Consider the following 18,486-nt stretch of genomic DNA (forward strand, 5'->3'; position numbering starts at 1 on the left):
ATGATCAAAGTCATTGGTGTTCTCGTTGCTTCAGCCGTAGTGTATAAGCTGGATTATCCAACGGTGAAAAAGAGTAAATCAAATCGGGATAAATTTGTGTACTGGATTTTCTTTTTATTTGTCGTAGGTATAATGATTTTATATGTCCTAGAAGTACCCTTTCCAAATCCTACAGAATGGATCAAGCAAGTTTATAAGCCTGTTGGAGAACCGTACAAGCAACTTGTCGAGCGAATCGTGAACCAATAAGGGAGTGAATGATAGTGCTTCATCAAGAAAAAATAAGTGTGCGACAATTTACAATTCTGGTTTTTATGTACACATTGGGTACATCCGTCATTTATCTCCCTTCACTCGTGGCAAGCTATGGGAAGGAGAATGGTTGGATATCTGTCCTCGGTTCTAGTCTAATTGGATTTGGTGTTGTATTTATATTAAATAAAATTGCACAACTTGATGAGAAAAAACATTTGTTTGAGTTGCTTGAATTTATATTTGGAAAATGGATTGGCAGAATTATTTCGGTGCTGATCCTAATGTTTGTAATCTATCTACTAGCAACCAATCTTAGGCAAATCGGTGATTTTATTACCACGCAAGTGATGGTTCAAACCCCCATTTACGTGATTATGATTATCTTTATTCTTGTTAGTCTGTTTGCCGTGAAACTCGGCTTAGAAGTAATCGGTCGAACGAGTGAGATTTTTTTTCCTTATGCACTGTTCTCCTTGATCCTGTTAATAGTATTGGTCGCTCCTCAAGCAGATTTTTCTAACATCCAACCTCTATTCCGTGAAAATATCGCTGGTGCTTTTTTAGCTGTGTTTCCAGCAAGTGAAGTTCCTTATTTTCAGTTATTCGTTTTTCTTGCAATTTTTCCATCCGTAAACAAACCAGATAAAGCAAAGAAAGGGTTTTACATTGGGGTTGCCTTAGGTTCTTTTATCTTATTCATAATAACGTTTATGGCATTGATGGTGTTAGGACCTGATTTCACAGCGCGAAATCAGTATCCTACCTATATTTTAGGTAAAAAAATTAGTATCGCTGAGTTTATTGAACGAATCGAGATTCTTGTAGCAATTGCTTGGTTTTTTAGTATCTTTTTCAAATTAACGATTAATTTTTATGCACTATCTTTAGGGGTTAGCTATCTTTTAAAATTGAAAAGTGTGCAAACCTTGACAACGCCAATTGCCTTTTTCGTTGTCATCTTAGGCATCATTTTATTTCCGAACATCATCTACTTTATGGATTTTTCCCAATTCTATTGGCCTTTCTTTGCAATCACGTTCGGCCTGTTTATCCCCCTACTCATGTTACTCATTGGAATGATAAAGAAAAGGAAACAAGGGAATGGGAGTCAGACCCCCTCCTAGGTTGACGAGCAAACTTGTCGTCACCTATAATGGAGGGGTTGTAAGTGACAATGTGTCATGTCGAATGTGCAATAAATGTTTCTAATTGTTTAGAGAATAGATCGTGATAGGAAACATGTCCTTACCATATAATGGTTGTAGATGCATATTGACAAGTGCAGAGGAGGAACTGATGTGCAGTGGTATCTTAAAGTAATAAAAAATTATGCTGAATTTGGCGGAAGAGCGCGTCGTACGGAATATTGGATGTTCACGTTGGTCAATGCAGTGATTGTATTTCTATTGTCTATGCTTGAGTCAATCGCTGGAATAATGGGGATTGTGACGTTTCTTTATTCATTAGCAGTATTGATCCCATCGCTAGCGGTAGTTGTTCGACGACTACATGATAGTGGTCGAACGGGTTGGTGGATCCTCGTTTCGTTAATTCCGATCGTCGGGGGAATTGTTATTTTAGTGTTTATGTGCCTGGATAGTGAACAAGGCGACAATGAATACGGACCAAACCCGAAATTTGAAGGAGAATGGTAACGAGTAGCTATGATAGTACATGGCTTATACGATCGAGTGAACGTCTAATGTTTAACTAAATAGATAACAAAAGCTAAAACAAAAACCTCCTAATGATAGGAGGTTTTTCTAGTTTAAATAGTATTATAGCTTAGCCTTAATATATGTAAGTTTTTAGTCTATTTTCTATTTCTAGGTGTTCGGCTAGGGTGACTTAGACCGTGCATAGGTCGTTTGTTTGATCGTGAATATCTCGATGATGTAATTCGTCACTTAATAATTGAATAAAATAGTCGTCTAAATCTAATTCTAACGCTTTTTCGTATGCATCAATTAACAAATCATCACTTAAATAATTCATTGCCAGTAAGTCCCCCATTTGAAAAAATTCCTCTACATATCTAATATTTTTAACTATGATATAGATTAGCAAAGCGGACGTCACATTACAAGACCTTATGTCGATAAAGTTTGACTTTTTTGTTAACTTTTCCCTGTTTTTTAGAAGAATGAATCGAAGCTATTGAAAAAATATGTACAAAAAGTCGAAATATGTTGAAAAATATTTGTGCTTCACGTATTCTTATGGTAGAAACTGACAATAGTAATAACACTACCTAACTATGATCAAAGGAAACGATGATGATAGTTTTTTTGATGATAGAAAAAGAAAAAGGGAAAAGGAAGTAAAACATGAAAATTAATGTATTTAAGAATCCTTCATTGCTAACAGAAGGTATTGTTAGTTTGTTACAAGAGCGATTTTCAAAGCAGACAAAAGCATACGCTTCAAATAACATTGAATCACCAATCAGTCACCATCCACTTGCGGATTTACTCATTGTGGATTTGGATGTTGATGTTGACCTATTTCAGATTATTAATTTATATCAAACAAATCATAAAAAGATTATTGCCTGGACATCAGATGTGGAACATCCTGATTTACAACAAGTATTTAAACTAAAGCTTGATGGATATTTTTACAATAGTATGGATTTACAGGAGTTTGAATCAGCAATGGAGCAGATTATAAATGGAGGTACCTATATTCATTCCAAGCTATCCTCCCATTTATTAGGATGCTATGCAAACGAACACCAACCAAAGCAACCAAATGGTATTTTCTCTAGTCGCGAGTGGGAAGTAATTGAATACCTTGGAAAAGGGTATAAAAATGATCAAATTGCTAATGCAATGTTCATTTCCGAACGTACGGTAAAAAATTATGTTAGTACGATTATGAAAAAGATGGATGTATGTGACCGTACGAATGTGGTTTTGACTGCGTTGAAAAACAAGTGGATACAGATTTAATATCTCAATAAATAGTGCCAGATAGTGTAAGTGACAGCAAAGCATCCGAGCGAACCGCCGATGCAATTGTGGATTATTTTAATGAATAGAGCGCTACTTAGGGTAGTGCTCTTTTTTATAATTAAGGTTGCGCGTAAGTTTATGCCAGATACGCGCAAGTCCGAGTATTTTGCGCGTAAGTTTATGTCAGATCCGCGCAAGTCCAGGTAGTTTGCGCGTAAGTTTATGCCAGATACGCGCAAGTCCGAGTATTTTGCGCGTAAGTTTATGTCAGATACGCGCAAGTTCGAGCATTTTGCGCGTAAGTTTATGCCAGATCCGCGCAAGTCCGGGTATGTTGCGCGCAAGTTTATGCCAGATACGCGCAAGTCCGAGAGCTAGATTGATAGCATTGATTCTTGCAAATTGTATAACAACAAAAGTATTGGTTTTTTTATCAAAGATAATGCTCATGGTTGATTTGTCGAAAAAGCCAAAAAGCAGCATAAATTATGTCTATTTTTGTTGAAAGTGTTGGAAAATTGTAAAAAGATGTTATAATTAAAATGAATAATATAGGTTTTTACGACAATGGCAAACTTATCGAAAGGTAAGGACGCAAAACCACGGGCCTAAAGCTTTCCGAGCTATGGTCGCCGGGCTACCGAAGAAAACGTCCCTATTAAGGTGAACCAAGTTTTTCTTTGGTTCACCTTTTTTTACACTAAAAACTATGATCTATAGTTATTGTAAGGACTATGTGTTTTTAGTTATTTAATAAACTATATGCCCGTTTGGGTGATTGTAGTCCTGACAACTGAGAAACTTAGTAATTGCTAAGTATGATTATCAACCATTTGTTACAAGCATGACTCTAGAAGTCTCTCTAATAAGTGTTGATAATGATTAACAATCAAAGTGGGAGTGGGCGAGTTTGTCGATAGAAAACTTTATCACAGCAGAGAGATTTTTTCATTTTTTTCAACCGATCTATCATCTTAATGGTAGGGAAAAAATAGGTTATGAAGCGTTACTGCGATCGGACAGTTATCCAAATCCAGAATATGTATTTGAAGCAGCAAAACAAGCTAACCTGCTTTATGCGTTAGATTCAGCATCTATTCAAAAAGCGGTATCATCTTACCAGGAGGATGGTTTTTCCAAAAAAGATGGGAAGGTGTTTGTTAATATCTTACCATCAACTATTTTACATCAAGATTTCCCAACATTTATTAGTCATACCAAGATGGAAAGTCATTTGAAGACACAACAAATTGTCTTAGAAATTTCTGAGACTGAAAATATAACCAATTATGATGCACTAAAAAAACGGATTTTGGAATTAAAAGCATTAGGTTTTCAAATAGCAATTGATGACTTTGGAAAAGGGTTTGCGAACATCCAAAACCTTATCGAGTTAGAAGCAGATTATTTAAAATTAGATCGTTATCTTGCTCAAGACTTGCATCAATCGAAACAAAAACAATCGTTTATTTCATTTTTTGTTAACTATTGTGAACAAAATGAAAGCCAATTGATCTTAGAAGGCTTGGAGACAGAAGCAGAAATGGAAGCAGCCCAATCACTAGGAATTTCCCTTGGACAAGGTTATTTCCTTTGTAGGCCTAGTCGATTGAAGGATATTGTATAAGAAAAATAGTATTGCAGTCCCAACAATCTATTTAGAAAGACGCTATTTGACTGATTGTTGTTTTTTAGTGCGTAGTTGCTGTATTATGTGACATAACCTTGTAATTTTAATTTGTACTATTCTGATTAAAATAAGTGTTACACCATCGCTACGGCAAAATACTCCGCTTTCCATGGGCACGGCCTCAGCTAACTTGGTAAAGAAAACCACTTTACCAAGTGGATCTTCAGCTCGTGCTGTTCCCATAGGACAAGGAAGGCTACGGCAGCGATACATCGCACGAAGAAAATCGGTCTTTATTTTCGAGGATCTCCGTATTTTGCCTTCGCTGTTGTGTGTTTTCTGATAAATGATAAGTGTATATACATAAAAATCTCAATTTAAACTTATCATCGGTGAGACCCCACAGTGAGGTACGAACGAGGACAAGGAAGGCTTCGGCAGCATTACATCGCACGCAGAAAATTGGTCTTTATTTTCAAGGAGACTCACCAGCCCCCACGGAAAGCGTAGTGTATTGCCGCAGCGTTAATTTAGCACTCATAATAATTAAGGGAGGAGAAGGAAACAGTTATGTCACATAATACAGCTTATATGTCATAAACAATATTCACTTTCCTTTTAGGAACCAGCATTATTTAAAAGAAGACTCATTTAATGTTATGATATAAAAGAAACGAGTGAACATTCTATCAATCAAGACGGAGCGAGCATATGAAATTATTAACATTAAATTGCCATTCATGGCAGGAAGAAAATCAAAGCGAAAAAATTGACCAATTAGCGAAAACAATTCACGACGGTTCCTATGACGTGATTGCTTTACAAGAGGTAAGTCAGTTGACTTCTTCTAAAAGACTCGACGGACAAGTTAAACAGGATAACTATGCTTATGTACTTCAGGAACGACTACATGCATTAGGTTCTGACAATTATCAATTTGTTTGGGATCTGGCACACCTTGCTCACTATGAACAGGTGTATGAGGAAGGAGTGGCGATAATGACCAAACATCCAATTCAAAATCAGGACTCCTTTTTTGTTAGTGATCAAACTGATTTATCCAGTGGAAAAACACGAAAGATTGTAGAAGTAACGATTGATTATGGGGGAAAAGCTTTCACATGCTACTCGTGTCACCTTGGTTGGTGGTATGATGAACTAGAACCTGCTCGCCATCAAATGGACCGGCTACTTCATCGTATTCCACAGCATGAGCTCTGTTTGTTAATGGGTGATTTTAATTGTGAAGCTTCCAAACGTGAAGAAGGTTATGATTATTTGCTTAAACAAGGATTACTAGATACCTATCAACTAGCCGAAGAAAAGGATACAGGCATTACGGTCGAAGGTAGTATTGCTGGTTGGGCTACAAGTAAAGCGGATAAGCGAATTGATTACATTTTTGTCAATCAAGAAATAGAGGTCAATCGATCCAATGTGATCTTTAATGGCGACAATCAGCCAGTTGTTTCGGATCATTATGGAGTTGAGGTCTACTGCAGTTTATAAGGATAAAAAATGCGCTTAAAGAGTTGAAATAAACAACTTTTTGAGCGTTTTTTACTTAGTGGGAGTATTCACTCAGTTTAACCATTTTTCAAAAGCGTAATGGCCTAGATTACATATGTATTATTGGATCACAATACAGGCTTGGCAGTTACTGACTTAATTTGTTTCATTTAGCTTAGAACATAATATAACTAAAAAACCCTTCAATTCAATATGAATGAAGAGTTTTTTTATAAGATGACGATCTTTATTTCAATTGTTAACAACAAATTTCTTCTTTTGCCATATCTACTAGCTGAGCATCATAGACTCCTGATAGAATTTTAGGGTGCAAGTCCGTTATATATGCTTGCACGTCTTTGCGTTGCAATTTTATATCACTTAAATAAAAATAAATAAATCCAACTTCTTGATCTAGAATCGTTACATGAATATCTTGATCCTGCTTTGTTGTTGCTACTAACCTAAGATTGTTGGCTTTTGGTGCCATTTCAAATTCGATCGTAATCTCCTCCTGATTTTTAATACTAGGTACAATCAATGTACTGTTAAAAATATAGCACAGGCTTAGAGAGAAGGAAAGTGTCAAATGTGGTATCTAGTAGTGTTCTAAGGCTACTAAGTTAGGTTGAAAAGAAATAAATGTATCGTTCTTTAAATAGTTCAACTATCCTTACATATATAGACCAATTATTGTTTGTGGTAATAGAAAATGGCAAAACGATGAACAATTTTTTCTGACCAAATTCCTTTCACTGTGAAATTTATGAATTTTATAGTATCATAAATCATATGTAAAAAGGTGTCAGAAATATCTAAATAGTTAAACTGTTGAACAAATTGTAAAAAATCAACAACAATAAAAAAACAAACTGCCACTAACCATGTTAGAAAAACTGTAGTAAATTTTATTTGCATTTTTGAGCAAGGGGGAATAAAGAGATGAAAAAAGTACTTGTTGCAAATCGAGGAGAAATTGCGATTCGGGTATTTCGTGCTTGTACCGAACTCGATATTCGAACAGTCGCGATTTATTCGGAAGAAGATACCGGCTCCTATCATCGGTACAAAGCAGATGAAGCGTACCTAGTTGGAAAAGGAAAAAAACCAATTGATGCTTACCTGGATATTGAAGGCATTATTGAGATTGCGAAATCTACTGATGTCGATGCGATTCATCCTGGATATGGTTTTCTGTCGGAAAATATTGAGTTTGCTAGACGTTGTGAACAAGAAGGCATTACGTTTGTTGGACCAACATCAACACAATTAGAAATGTTTGGGGATAAGGTCAAGGCAAGAGAACAAGCACTAAAAGCTAATATTCCAGTCATTCCAGGTAGCGATGGCCCTGTTAGCGGGTTGGATGAAGTGCGAGAGTTTGCTGAGAACTATGGCTTTCCTTTTATCATTAAAGCAGCCCTTGGTGGCGGCGGTCGCGGGATGCGTGTCGTACGCAGTATGGATGAATTAGAAGACAGTTACGACCGAGCCAAATCAGAAGCATTGGCGGCCTTTGGGGCTGATGATGTCTATTTGGAAAAATTCATTGAAAACCCGAAACATATTGAAGTGCAAATCTTAGGAGATCGTCAGGGGAATATTTTCCATCTGTATGAACGTGATTGTTCGATCCAACGACGCCATCAAAAGGTTGTAGAAATCGCACCAAGTGTTTCCTTGTCTGAAAAAGTAAGGAAGGGGATTGCTGATGCTGCTGTGCAATTAATGGAAAATGTGCAGTACATAAATGCTGGGACAGTTGAATTTCTTGTTCAAGGCAATGAGTTTTACTTTATTGAAGTCAATCCTCGTGTCCAAGTAGAACATACGATTACAGAGATGGTAACAGGGATTGACATTGTCCAGTCCCAATTAATGATTGCCGATGGCCACGCATTAGATGGCCCAAAGATCGATATTCCGAGTCAAGACTATATAAGAACGACTGGCTTTGCGATTCAGTCTCGTGTAACAACAGAAGATCCGCTTAATAACTTCATGCCTGATACTGGAAAAATTAAAGCGTATCGTTCTGGTGGCGGTTTTGGGGTTCGATTGGATGCAGGGAATGGATTCCAAGGTTCGGTGATCACACCGTATTATGACTCTTTATTAGTTAAAGTCTCAACATGGGCACTTAGCTTTGAACAAGCGGCAACGAAAATGCATCGGAATTTAAAAGAGTTCCGAATCAGAGGGATTAAAACGAATATTCCATTTTTAGAAAATGTGATTACACATCCGAACTTTTTAAATGGGGAGTATGATACATCGTTTATTGATTCCACACCAACACTGTTTGAGTTTCCTGAGACAAAAGACCGAGGAACCAAGATGTTAAATTATATTGGGCGTACTACCGTGAATGGGTTCCCTGGTGTGGATCAGCAAGAGAAACCAGTACTAGACGAACCGCGTGTTCCAAACTATCAGATGTCTGATACGATCCAAGCTGGAACCAAACAAATTTTAGATGACCAAGGACCTGAAGCACTAGCAACCTGGTTAAAGGATCAGAAACAAGTATTACTAACAGATACAACATTCAGAGATGCCCATCAGTCCTTGCTTGCAACTCGAATTCGATCAAAAGATTTAAATGAAATTACAAAACCAACAGCGGAATTGTTACCACAATTATTCTCTTTTGAGATGTGGGGTGGGGCTACCTTTGATGTTGCCTATCGTTTCTTAAAAGAAGATCCGTGGGAACGTCTTCGAGCGATGCGGAAACAAGCGCCAAATGTGTTATTCCAAATGTTACTACGGTCATCGAATGCCGTTGGGTATAAAAATTATCCAGATAATGTGATCCAAGCATTTGTTAATCATGCTGCTCAGGAAGGTATTGATGTGTTCCGAATTTTTGATAGCTTAAACTGGGTAGAAGGTATGAAACCTGCGATCGCTGCCGTTCGTGAAACAGGTAAAATAGCCGAAGCAGCGATTTGTTATACAGGTGACATTGATGATCCAAGCAGGCAAAAATATGATCTTTCCTATTATAAAGAAATTGCGAAAGAGCTGGAAGAAGCTGGTGCACACATGTTAAGCATAAAAGACATGGCAGGGCTTCTGAAACCACAAGCGGCTTATCGTCTCATTCGTGCATTGAAAGAAACAGTTGATCTACCAATTCGCTTGCATACCCATGATACGAGCGGAAATGGAATTCCGACATATACCCAAGCTATTGAAGCTGGCGTAGATGTAGTGGATGTCGCAATGAGCTCCATGGCTGGATTAACTTCACAGCCAAGCTTGAGTACGCTTTACTATGCGCTGCAAGGAAGTGAGCGTCAACCAAGCCTTGATATTGATGCGGTTGAACAGATCAACTATTATTGGGACGATGTTCGTAAACTTTATCAAGCATTTGAGTCTGGTTTGCAAGCACCTAATACAGAAGTGTATATGCATGAAATGCCAGGTGGACAGTATAGTAACTTGCAACAACAAGCAAAAGCTGTTGGATTAGGAGAACGATGGGATGAAGTGAAACGGATGTACCGTCGTGTTAACGACATGTTTGGAGATATTGTGAAAGTAACCCCATCTTCCAAAGTGGTTGGGGATATGGCCTTATACATGGTGCAAAACGAATTGACGGAAGAGGATATTTATGAACGTGGCGACCAATTAGATTTCCCATCGTCTGTTGTGGAATTATTCCAAGGGTATCTAGGTCAACCACATCAAGGTTTTCCGAAGAAATTGCAGGAAATCATTTTGAAAGGTCGAGAGCCATTAACTGTTCGTCCAGGGGAAAAGTTAGAGCCTGTTAATTTTGATGACTTGAAACAAGAACTAGGAGAAAAATTAAATCGTGAGGTTACGGACGAAGAGGCAATTAGTTATGCCTTATATCCAAAAGTGATCGAAGAATATTACGATTTCTTTGATGAATATGGTAATTTAGCCGTGCTTGACACCTTAACCTTCTTCTACGGCTTGCGGTTAGGGGAAGAAATTCATGTTGAAATTGAACAAGGTAAAACATTGGTTATCAAACTAATGTCAATTGGTCACCCACACGAAGACGGTACGAGAACAATCTATTTTGAATTGAACGGCCAACCACGTGAAGTGACGGTTAAAGATGAAAGTGTTCATGCTGAAGTTGACGTTAAACCAAAAGTGGACAAAAACAATCCAGATCATATCGGTGCGACCATGCCTGGTACGGTAATTGAAGTATTAGTAAACGAAGGCGAAAAAGTAAGCAAAGGCGACCATTTAATCATTACTGAAGCAATGAAAATGGAAACAACCATCCAAGCACCAAAAGATGGTACGGTTAAGAAGATTCATGTTGCGGGTGAAGATCCACTAGAGACGAATGATTTATTGATTGAATTATCTTAATATAGGATGCGAGCGCAAAGGCTGATTTTCTTAGAAAACGGCCTTTGCGTTTTTTGTGAAGAGGGCTGTCGTGTAGGGCTGTGCGGACATTTAATCCGTTAAATTAGCTGAAAACAGTAATGATGGAAGGTATGCGGACATTTGATTCTCTATTTGCTAGAAATTGAGCATAAATACCGTGAATGGATCAAATAAGGAACCAGATGTCCGCTGGCTCTTCCTACAGGCTACAATTATTGAAAATAAGGTATTGAATGTCCGCGCCAAAGTCAAAAAGTGATAAGTTTTGTGGTTCTGACATCTTTGTTACCATAACTTGTACTAGCTTTTTAGCAATTAATCTGGCTTGCAGGTTGAGGTACATAAACTTTTAAATAGGTAACGTCGTTCTATAACTGAACGACGTTACCTATTTGAAAGTGTTTTCCTCATAATCTAGAGGTGATAAACTAAGAGGGAAGAATGTAACGTAAGATGATTGGGGGATTAACGATGAAAATTAAACTTACAATCACAGTGGTTCTAGTGATCATCATAGCTGTTGCGTGGAACTACTATCCAAAACCATATACAAAAAACTTAAATGGCGTCTATTACCAGTTAGGGAATGAGGAAGTTCGAGAGCAGATAAAGATGCGTATCGATGGTAGATTACGGAATCCTTTATTTGGTAAAACAAGATTTGATGGAACGGTAGAATTTGAAGGGGAGGAGGTCCCTAGAGTTCCAGAGGATCGAGGGGAATTAGAATTATGGTTTGAGGATGGATATGGTTCGGTCGTATCGTTTGGTCGTACGCGTGCGGATGGTGTGCTTGAACCATCGATTTATTACTACGGAACTGTTTATAGTGACAATGATTTTTCTCAATTCACCATCGCCGTTTACTCTAGGGATACAGAAGATGAAGATAGGGGATCGTGGTCGGCAGCCGATGGGCTAATGATTACAGCTCCTGCAGAAGATCGTGAGCAAGCACTGAAAATCAATCAACAACTTTTCAACCAATATGAAAAAAATGGGAACAGCTTCATCTATGATCCTAGTGAATAATGAACAGTGATCATGAATAGCAACAACAAGAACTTGAAAAATGAACTAAACTTAACTATCCTCCAATTATATAAATGTATTCAAATTTAATAGGCGGTAACCTTAACTGACGGAGTTTTACTATTATAGTAGCACCTTGTTGGGCAAGGGGTCAGGATTTCACCTGTACTGTTGCCTTCTATTTTTGTTCACTGTTTGATCTTTTGAAATTCGCTACGTAACAGCCTCAGAGTTTTCCATTAACATGACTCGTATTTCTTTTTGTTGGGTTAACGCGCTTAGGTTAACAAGGAATCCTTTTCACCATCATGAAAAAATCACCCATATATTTCACATTACTGTCACTAGATGCAAAGTTTCTCGATATTTATTTTTTATACTTATTAAAAAAGTAGGTGAAAGAATGATGCATACAAGCATAATGTGGTGGTCGATGATTCTATTCTGGACTGCGCTATTTAGCTTTGGGATTTATTTAGTAAGCAATTTTGTGAGTGGTGGTAGTAAAAAAGATTCACCGTTTCATTATTTGAATGAAAGACTAGCGAAAGGAGAAATAGATGAAGAAGAATATAAAAGGATAAAGGCTATAATCAAACAGGAAAATTCAACAATTTAAGTGGAGTATAATGATAAGATCAAAATAGCAAATGGTCTTGTTTATGGCCTTGATTAAGGAGAAAAAATGTGAAAAATTTTACCGATATGATTAAACACTGGGATATAATTCTCATTCTCTTCTTTATCGTATTATCCTTTGTCCCTTTACTGATTTTTAGTTTTATTCAAGTAAGTCAATCATCGGAGCATGCAGTATATGAAGCCGCCATTACTGTAAACGATAGAGAGGTAGAACGGTTCAGGTTAACTGATCATCAAGGTGTAGAAAGATTACAAATACCGGAAGTAGATTGTAACCCAAGTGCTATAGAAGTCCAAGGCGAGCAAATACGTATAGAAAGCTCAACCTGCCCTGAGCAAATATGTGTTCAAACAGGCTATATTTCTAAACCTGGTAAGCCAATCGTTTGTATACCACATCAAGTTATTATCGAAATTGAATCAATAGATGAGGAGCAGCAGGAAGAAGTGATCATCAGTTCTTGAATAACTAAAATTTTCTTGAATCTCCCCACTATCTGCACATTTAACAGCTAGGCTGGATGTAGGTTTGAAAAATGGGAGGTAAAATGACGATGAAAATACGGCTACAAATATTTATAGCTTTATTGACTGTGGGATTACTATTTTTAGTTGGTTGCTCAGATAATGAAGCAGAAGGAAAGGAAGCATCCTTCTATGTTGCTAATGCAGGTGAGGGAACTATTTCTGTGATTGATCCAACAACATATGAAGAAACGGATAAAATAGACATTGATTCGGATCAGGCTTCACACGGTATTGCAGCAACTTTAGATGGTGATGTGGTCTATAGTGGTACAGGTTTTAATGGAAAAACTTTGCTTAAGATTGATACAGACACGAAGGAGACGCTAAACGAAATAGTATTTGACAAAGGTGTTCACGGCATTGATATTAGTCCTGATGAACAACAACTATATGTATCACTTAATGCTGGGCTTGGGGAAGATGGAGGAAGTGTTGCGATCGTAGATACTGATACATTTACAGTGACAGAAGAAGTTCAAACAGGTAGCGGACCAGCCCATGTTGCTGTTACCTCAAGTGGTGATCAAGTATGGGTTGCAAATGTAAATGATGATAGTGTTTCAGTGATCGAAACGGATAGCCATTCTGTTCAAACGATTGAAGTAGGAAAGGTACCAAATGAAGTGGCAATCACACCTGATGAAAAGTATGTCTTTGTTGCGAACGTGGAATCTAATGTCGTTTCAGTGATTGACACAAATTCATTGGAGACGGTCCAAACAGTGAAAGCAGGTGATGGTCCGCACGGTGTAACCGTATCCCTAAATGGCGAAGAGTTATGGGTAGCAAATAATGACTCCAATGATGTGCATGTGATTGATACAGCTACATTGGAAACAAAAGCGATCATTCCTACAGGCTCCTATACCAATCATGTAGCATTTTCGTTAGATGGGGAGCAAGTATATGTGACCAATCGAAGTTCAAATGATCTAGTAAGCATTGATAGGGAAAAGAAGGAAATAAAAGAAAAAATTTCAATTGGAGAAGAACCCCATGAAATTTCATTGGAAGATTTTGTTGCAGAAGGTAATACTGAAATCAATTACCAATTCGCTAATGAAAATTCTGTTGTCAATAATGACTCCAAGGTGAATACTGTCAGTCAAACCGTTGAATCTGTCGACGTTGAAGCTACACATATAACGAATGTAGATGAAGTGGAAGGTGTACAGTTAGATTTAAGTGAATATCTAGCATTCCAAATTTCATTAACGACACATTCAGGTGATTTAAGTCAATTAGGATTAGAAGATTCGATTTATCTAGTAGATGGAAGTGAAAAGATTGAACCCGAACAATGGACGGTGCTAAGTGAAGATGCACATCATCCATCATATATTGCTATTTTTCCGAATGTAGATGGTAATTATGTGCTTCAATTAGAGGAATTTTTTGATCAAACAGTTGTACTTGATTTTTTTGAATAACTAGATGAGGCTGTCTAAAGGGGACAGTCTTTTTTATTAGTCATAGCTTTGCTTCTTTCGTTTCAAATTTGATAAATTATAAGAGAGTAATGTGTAAATTTTATGCACATTCCCGGCAATCAACTATTATTTACTGAACGTGCATAAAATCTCCACAGTTTTTTGCTACACTGTATAAAAGTATAGTTTTAGAGTTTTGATGGTCGATGGTTTGTCTAAATCTTTTTTTTGATAGATTTTTAAAAACTTGTTGATATTACATATAGCAATTTCGCCATAAACAATGAAACAAACGAAAGAAGGAGAAAGCTGAATATGCCAACAATATTAGTAGTTGATGATGAATCTAGAATGCTTGATTTAATAAGTTTTTATCTAGAGGCAAGAGGTTTTACATGTGAACGAGCAGTTTCAGGGAATTGTGCACTTGAGAAAATGAAACATACAATCTATGACATTGTAATACTTGATGTTATGATGCCAAATATGGATGGGTGGGAAGTATGTAAACAAATACGATTATTTTCTTCGGTACCTATTATCATGTTAACTGCTAGAGAAGAAAAGAAGGATATAGTGAAAGGATTACAAATAGGTGCCGATGACTATATAACGAAACCGTTTAATGAAGAAGAACTTGTTGCCAGGATTGATGCGTTGTTACGTCGTTTGGGCAAGGAGAAGAGTATTTCATATGATGGATTGGTGTGGGAGGAGACAAACCATGAATTGACTTATCAAGGGGAGGTTATTCCATTAACACCAAAAGAGTTTTCCATTATCGGCTATTTAATGAAAAATCCTAATAGGGTCTTTTCAAGAGAACAATTGATTGATCTAATTTGGGGAATGGATTCCGAAACGGAAGGGCGAACGGTGGATTCTCATGTTCGCAACATGCGTGATAAAGTTAGAAAATCTGGCTTTCCTATTGATCATTGTTTAAAAACGGTTTGGGGCGTTGGGTATAAATGGATAAACTAAACCTTCTTTTTCTAGAATTTTCACATTAGTTGGAGATTAATGTGAAAAACGGGTAAAAAAAGCAAAATTACTAGGTATTGTCTGTTTTCATTTTTTTAACAAAGTTAACAATTGTATTACACATCGTGAAAAGTATAGATTTTGTACAATTTTTAAGTAAAATCTAAGGATAGGTGCTATTACGTTAGGGCAACATGAGAGGATGTGAAAAATTGAAGTTCTTCTTCAGAATTGCGATCTATTTGATTGTTTTTACACTATTATTTGAAACAACCACACTTGCCCATGAGGAGCTGGAGGAACGTCCTAGTCTTTCAAGTGAGGCAGCTATCCTAATAGATTCCAACAGTGGGCAAGTGTTATATGAAAAATATGCAGAATCGAACATGTACCCAGCAAGTTTGACCAAGGTGGCTACAGCTATATACGCAATTGAGCAAGGAAATCTTGATGATAAGGTTACGGTTAGTGAGGAAGCTAGTGGAGTGATTGGGTCTAGTGTATATATAGAAGAGGGTGAACAGCTCACACTAGAGATGTTAGTAGAGGGATTATTAGTTAATTCTGGAAATGATGCTGGTGTAGCAATAGCAGAACATTTAGATGGTGATATGGAACAATTCTCTCGTAATCTTAATCGCTACTTAAAAGAAGAAGTAGATATTAAGAACACGAATTTTGTTAATCCACATGGGTTGTTTGATCCAGATCATGTAACGACCGCCGCTGATTTGGCTAAAATTACGCAGTATGCAATAGAAAATGAAACATTTGCGTCTATTTTTGGTATCGAACGTTTAGAATGGAATGGCGAGAATTGGGACGCGACTTTGTACACGCATCATAAATTAATGAGGGAGATGCCTTATGACGGTGTGACAGGTGGAAAAACAGGCTATGTATCGGAGTCTGGCCCGACCTTAATTACGACTGCAGAACGAGAAGATATTGGTTTGATTGCGGTTGTCTTGAAAGCTCCGAATCAAGAAGCTTTATACCAAGACACTACGAAACTATTAGACTATGGTTTCGATCATTTTCAAACGACTGTGATTGAAAAAGGGTCAGAATATATAAGTGATAATGGAAATGATTATAGAGCAGAAGAGGACCTCGTTTTTACACAAATAAAGGATGAACAACCTGAAATAGAATTATCTAATGATGGGACACTTTCCGTACAACAAAAAGTTGACGATTTAAACAAGTCTTTTTTATTAGAAGAGGTAAAAGAAGACAAGCAGCAAGCACAGGTTACAAGTGAAGAGGGGATAGAGGCACCGAATTCTCAAACGGATCGCTTTCCTTTTACTATTGTATTTTCTATCATAATAGGTATGGTTTCGCTCGCTACTGTTTTCATTAAATTTAGAAAAAACTTCAAGAACTATAACGTATAGGCCTCTACTTGATTTTTAAATTTTCTATAGTCATTGTTAAAAGTGAAAGAATTAGATAAGACAAAAAGGTATCCCAATTATTAGATTAACGGATAATTTTGGGAGAGAAAAGTGATAACAATTCAATTAGCAATATAAAAACAACCAAAAACACTTAGAACAATTCTGAGTGTTTTTGCTATACATACATTTTTTATTCCGGTGCAACCGTCTGTAAGACATCACTTCAAACAATCAAATGAGACGGAGATGATTAAGTGGGAGTAAACTTTCCTTTCACCTCGAATGGTTGTAAGGGTCTGTGGGTCTTTCCTTGTGGTACTAATACTCACTAGGGGAAGAGCAAAAATCCCCACTGAGTGAAGTTTCACTTTATAGAAAACAAGTGGATTAAAAAAAAGCAAGTATAGAAGTTTTGAATATACTTGCCATTAAATTACTTATTTCTTAAAATGTATGTGCAAAATCTTTTGCACGATTGATTGCATTTTGTTTTATTTCTTCTGCTTTATTAGGCATTGCAGCGTGTCCTTCTATAAATAAACCTTCAAATGATGGAACTCCAAAAAAGTTCATAAGTACTTCTAAATAACGATGTCCCATTTCCATAGCGGCAGCTGGGCCCTCTGAATAAATACCTCCACGAGCTTGAATGTGAAGTGCCTTTTTATCTGTTAATAATCCCACTGGACCTTCCGCCGTGTATTTGAAAGCTTTCCCTGCTACTGCAACAGAGTCAATATAAGCTTTCATTAATGGTGGAAAAGAAAAGTTCCATAAAGGTGTTACGAATACATATTTATCAGCTTCAATAAACTGATCGCTTAATTCATTTAACCGCCCCACCTTTTCTTGTTCTTCTTTACTTAGTTCCTCGAAGCCATTACCAGATTGAAGTTTCCCCCATCCTTGAAAAACATCGGCATCTATATAAGGAATATTCTCTTTATAAAGGTCAATATGAACAACTTCATCATTAGGATTTCTTTCCTTGTAAGTGTCTATGAATGCTTTAGCTGCAGCCATGCTAAAAGATAGCTTTTCATCATGAGGATGGGCTGTAATGTATAATACTTTTGTCATTATGATCACCTTTCAAATTTTAAATTTAGATAACCTTTCATTTGTGACTAAAAATCCCAGGCATTTAGATAGTTAAATTCGAGAAAAAAATAATAATGTAAAGTTCTAACCCCTGTGTTCAAACGAAGGTTTTTAAAAAGGACTTGTCTTATTATAGACAAATCCTTTAAATTTATCCCGGTGCAACCGTTCGTAAGACTTCCATCTTCAAAACATGAAACGGAAATGTTTAAGTGGGGTGATCTTTCACCCCGATTGGTTCAAGGGCTTGCTGGTCTATTTTAGGGAGAGAAAAAAACTGAATGAAATTTCACTTTATTTTAAGATGTATGGGTTGCCACTAATGTTTCTTCTCATTTCATCAGTGATTTCAAATGGTTTTGTTTCAGTTAACTTAACACTTACTATTTTCCCACTTCCATCATAGTGCATAGGCTTTCTTTCCATTATCTGCACCTCCTTGAAAAACATCCTCAATGAATGAATACAATGGTTCAGTAATATTTTTGTTTGAACACAGTTTGTACTCAATTTCTTTTTAATATGTATTCTGACTAATATTCAACTATCCCATTGCAATTATCCGTTTTAATTTTAACCATGCCTAATATAGGATCACTTTTAGTTATTGGCTTAATGCAAAAATGCAA

17 protein-coding genes and 1 riboswitch are annotated in these 18,486 nt (G+C 36.8%); of the genes, 13 read left to right on the top strand and 4 right to left on the bottom strand.

Annotated features, from left to right (window positions below; translation table 11 throughout):
- The 3 genes from FCI53_RS07045 (at position 1) to FCI53_RS07055 (ending at position 1,910) form a co-directional block, all read left to right on the top strand.
- A complete protein-coding gene (locus FCI53_RS07045) occupies positions 1–249 on the top strand; it encodes a hypothetical protein (RefSeq protein ID WP_138417263.1) in 249 nt (82 codons plus the stop codon).
- A gap of 14 nt (positions 250–263) precedes the next feature.
- Entirely contained in the window at positions 264–1,379 is a 1,116-nt protein-coding gene (locus FCI53_RS07050) for a GerAB/ArcD/ProY family transporter (protein WP_171038093.1), read from the top strand.
- A gap of 174 nt (positions 1,380–1,553) precedes the next feature.
- Positions 1,554–1,910, top strand: a complete 357-nt coding sequence (locus tag FCI53_RS07055; protein ID WP_138417267.1) for a DUF805 domain-containing protein — start codon at positions 1,554–1,556, stop codon at positions 1,908–1,910.
- Between the two features lie 193 nt (positions 1,911–2,103).
- Here the strand turns inward: FCI53_RS07055 and sda are convergent, their stop codons facing one another.
- Positions 2,104–2,268: a sporulation histidine kinase inhibitor Sda gene (gene sda, locus FCI53_RS07060; RefSeq protein WP_342774181.1), complete on the bottom strand. Its 165-nt coding sequence runs from the start codon at positions 2,266–2,268 to the stop codon at positions 2,104–2,106.
- A gap of 314 nt (positions 2,269–2,582) precedes the next feature.
- Here sda and FCI53_RS07065 point away from each other — a divergent pair, with 314 nt between their 5' ends.
- The 3 genes from FCI53_RS07065 to FCI53_RS07075 all read left to right on the top strand — a co-directional run bounded on the left by FCI53_RS07065 (position 2,583) and on the right by FCI53_RS07075 (position 6,348).
- The gene (locus FCI53_RS07065; protein WP_138417269.1) at positions 2,583–3,206 is read left to right on the top strand and encodes a response regulator transcription factor; all 624 of its coding nucleotides are present in this window, start codon (positions 2,583–2,585) and stop codon (positions 3,204–3,206) included.
- A 562-nt stretch (positions 3,207–3,768) separates the two neighbouring features.
- Positions 3,769–3,854: riboswitch (cyclic di-GMP riboswitch) on the top strand.
- Between the two features lie 265 nt (positions 3,855–4,119).
- A complete protein-coding gene (locus FCI53_RS07070) occupies positions 4,120–4,836 on the top strand; it encodes an EAL domain-containing protein (RefSeq protein WP_138417271.1) in 717 nt (238 codons plus the stop codon).
- A 714-nt stretch (positions 4,837–5,550) separates the two neighbouring features.
- Positions 5,551–6,348 carry an endonuclease/exonuclease/phosphatase family protein gene (locus FCI53_RS07075; protein WP_138417273.1) on the top strand — a complete coding sequence of 266 codons (798 nt, stop codon included), beginning with the start codon at positions 5,551–5,553 and terminating at the stop codon, positions 6,346–6,348.
- Between the two features lie 259 nt (positions 6,349–6,607).
- On the opposite strand, the gene FCI53_RS07080 is transcribed toward FCI53_RS07075, so the two are convergent.
- Positions 6,608–6,838, bottom strand: a complete 231-nt coding sequence (locus FCI53_RS07080) for a hypothetical protein (RefSeq protein WP_171038094.1) — start codon at positions 6,836–6,838, stop codon at positions 6,608–6,610.
- 452 nt (positions 6,839–7,290) lie between these two features.
- Between FCI53_RS07080 and pyc the strand changes: the two genes are divergently transcribed.
- The 7 genes from pyc (at position 7,291) to FCI53_RS07115 (ending at position 16,753) form a co-directional block, all read left to right on the top strand.
- Positions 7,291–10,716, top strand: coding sequence for a pyruvate carboxylase (gene pyc / locus FCI53_RS07085; protein WP_138417277.1), 3,426 nt, complete (start codon positions 7,291–7,293; stop codon positions 10,714–10,716).
- A 492-nt stretch (positions 10,717–11,208) separates the two neighbouring features.
- A complete protein-coding gene (locus FCI53_RS07090) occupies positions 11,209–11,769 on the top strand; it encodes a hypothetical protein (protein ID WP_138417279.1) in 561 nt (186 codons plus the stop codon).
- A 406-nt stretch (positions 11,770–12,175) separates the two neighbouring features.
- The gene (locus FCI53_RS07095; RefSeq protein WP_138417281.1) at positions 12,176–12,388 is read left to right on the top strand and encodes an SHOCT domain-containing protein; all 213 of its coding nucleotides are present in this window, start codon (positions 12,176–12,178) and stop codon (positions 12,386–12,388) included.
- 68 nt (positions 12,389–12,456) lie between these two features.
- Positions 12,457–12,876 carry a NusG domain II-containing protein gene (locus FCI53_RS07100; RefSeq protein ID WP_138417283.1) on the top strand — a complete coding sequence of 140 codons (420 nt, stop codon included), beginning with the start codon at positions 12,457–12,459 and terminating at the stop codon, positions 12,874–12,876.
- 89 nt (positions 12,877–12,965) lie between these two features.
- Positions 12,966–14,369, top strand: coding sequence for a YncE family protein (locus FCI53_RS07105; RefSeq protein WP_171038095.1), 1,404 nt, complete (start codon positions 12,966–12,968; stop codon positions 14,367–14,369).
- 315 nt (positions 14,370–14,684) lie between these two features.
- Complete coding sequence (locus FCI53_RS07110; protein WP_138417287.1) at positions 14,685–15,353, top strand: response regulator transcription factor; 669 nt, start codon at positions 14,685–14,687, stop codon at positions 15,351–15,353.
- Positions 15,354–15,565: 212 nt separating this feature from the next.
- The gene (locus tag FCI53_RS07115) at positions 15,566–16,753 is read left to right on the top strand and encodes a D-alanyl-D-alanine carboxypeptidase family protein (RefSeq protein ID WP_246050036.1); all 1,188 of its coding nucleotides are present in this window, start codon (positions 15,566–15,568) and stop codon (positions 16,751–16,753) included.
- Between the two features lie 447 nt (positions 16,754–17,200).
- Here FCI53_RS07115 and FCI53_RS07120 read toward each other — a convergent pair whose 3' ends face one another.
- Together FCI53_RS07120 and FCI53_RS22020 are read right to left on the bottom strand one after the other, a co-directional pair.
- Positions 17,201–17,836 carry an FMN-dependent NADH-azoreductase gene (locus FCI53_RS07120; RefSeq protein WP_138417291.1) on the bottom strand — a complete coding sequence of 212 codons (636 nt, stop codon included), beginning with the start codon at positions 17,834–17,836 and terminating at the stop codon, positions 17,201–17,203.
- 315 nt (positions 17,837–18,151) lie between these two features.
- The gene (locus FCI53_RS22020) at positions 18,152–18,283 is read right to left on the bottom strand and encodes a hypothetical protein (protein ID WP_281279513.1); all 132 of its coding nucleotides are present in this window, start codon (positions 18,281–18,283) and stop codon (positions 18,152–18,154) included.
- Positions 18,284–18,486 lie beyond the last annotated feature (203 nt).

It is taken from the genome of Aquibacillus sediminis (assembly GCF_005870085.1).
In the GTDB taxonomy this organism is placed as follows: Bacteria; Bacillota; Bacilli; order Bacillales; family Amphibacillaceae; genus Aquibacillus_E; species Aquibacillus_E sediminis.

Coding starts and splice junctions, on each gene's coding strand:
- FCI53_RS07045 (WP_138417263.1), top strand. CDS start 1: ATGATCAAAGTCATTGGTGTTCTCGTTGCTTCAGCCGTAGTGTATAAG.
- sda (WP_342774181.1), bottom strand. CDS start 2,268: ATGGGGGACTTACTGGCAATGAATTATTTAAGTGATGATTTGTTAATT.
- FCI53_RS07065 (WP_138417269.1), top strand. CDS start 2,583: ATGAAAATTAATGTATTTAAGAATCCTTCATTGCTAACAGAAGGTATT.
- FCI53_RS07075 (WP_138417273.1), top strand. CDS start 5,551: ATGAAATTATTAACATTAAATTGCCATTCATGGCAGGAAGAAAATCAA.
- FCI53_RS07080 (WP_171038094.1), bottom strand. CDS start 6,838: ATGGCACCAAAAGCCAACAATCTTAGGTTAGTAGCAACAACAAAGCAG.
- pyc (WP_138417277.1), top strand. CDS start 7,291: ATGAAAAAAGTACTTGTTGCAAATCGAGGAGAAATTGCGATTCGGGTA.
- FCI53_RS07090 (WP_138417279.1), top strand. CDS start 11,209: ATGAAAATTAAACTTACAATCACAGTGGTTCTAGTGATCATCATAGCT.
- FCI53_RS07095 (WP_138417281.1), top strand. CDS start 12,176: ATGCATACAAGCATAATGTGGTGGTCGATGATTCTATTCTGGACTGCG.
- FCI53_RS07105 (WP_171038095.1), top strand. CDS start 12,966: ATGAAAATACGGCTACAAATATTTATAGCTTTATTGACTGTGGGATTA.
- FCI53_RS07110 (WP_138417287.1), top strand. CDS start 14,685: ATGCCAACAATATTAGTAGTTGATGATGAATCTAGAATGCTTGATTTA.
- FCI53_RS07120 (WP_138417291.1), bottom strand. CDS start 17,836: ATGACAAAAGTATTATACATTACAGCCCATCCTCATGATGAAAAGCTA.
- FCI53_RS22020 (WP_281279513.1), bottom strand. CDS start 18,283: ATGGAAAGAAAGCCTATGCACTATGATGGAAGTGGGAAAATAGTAAGT.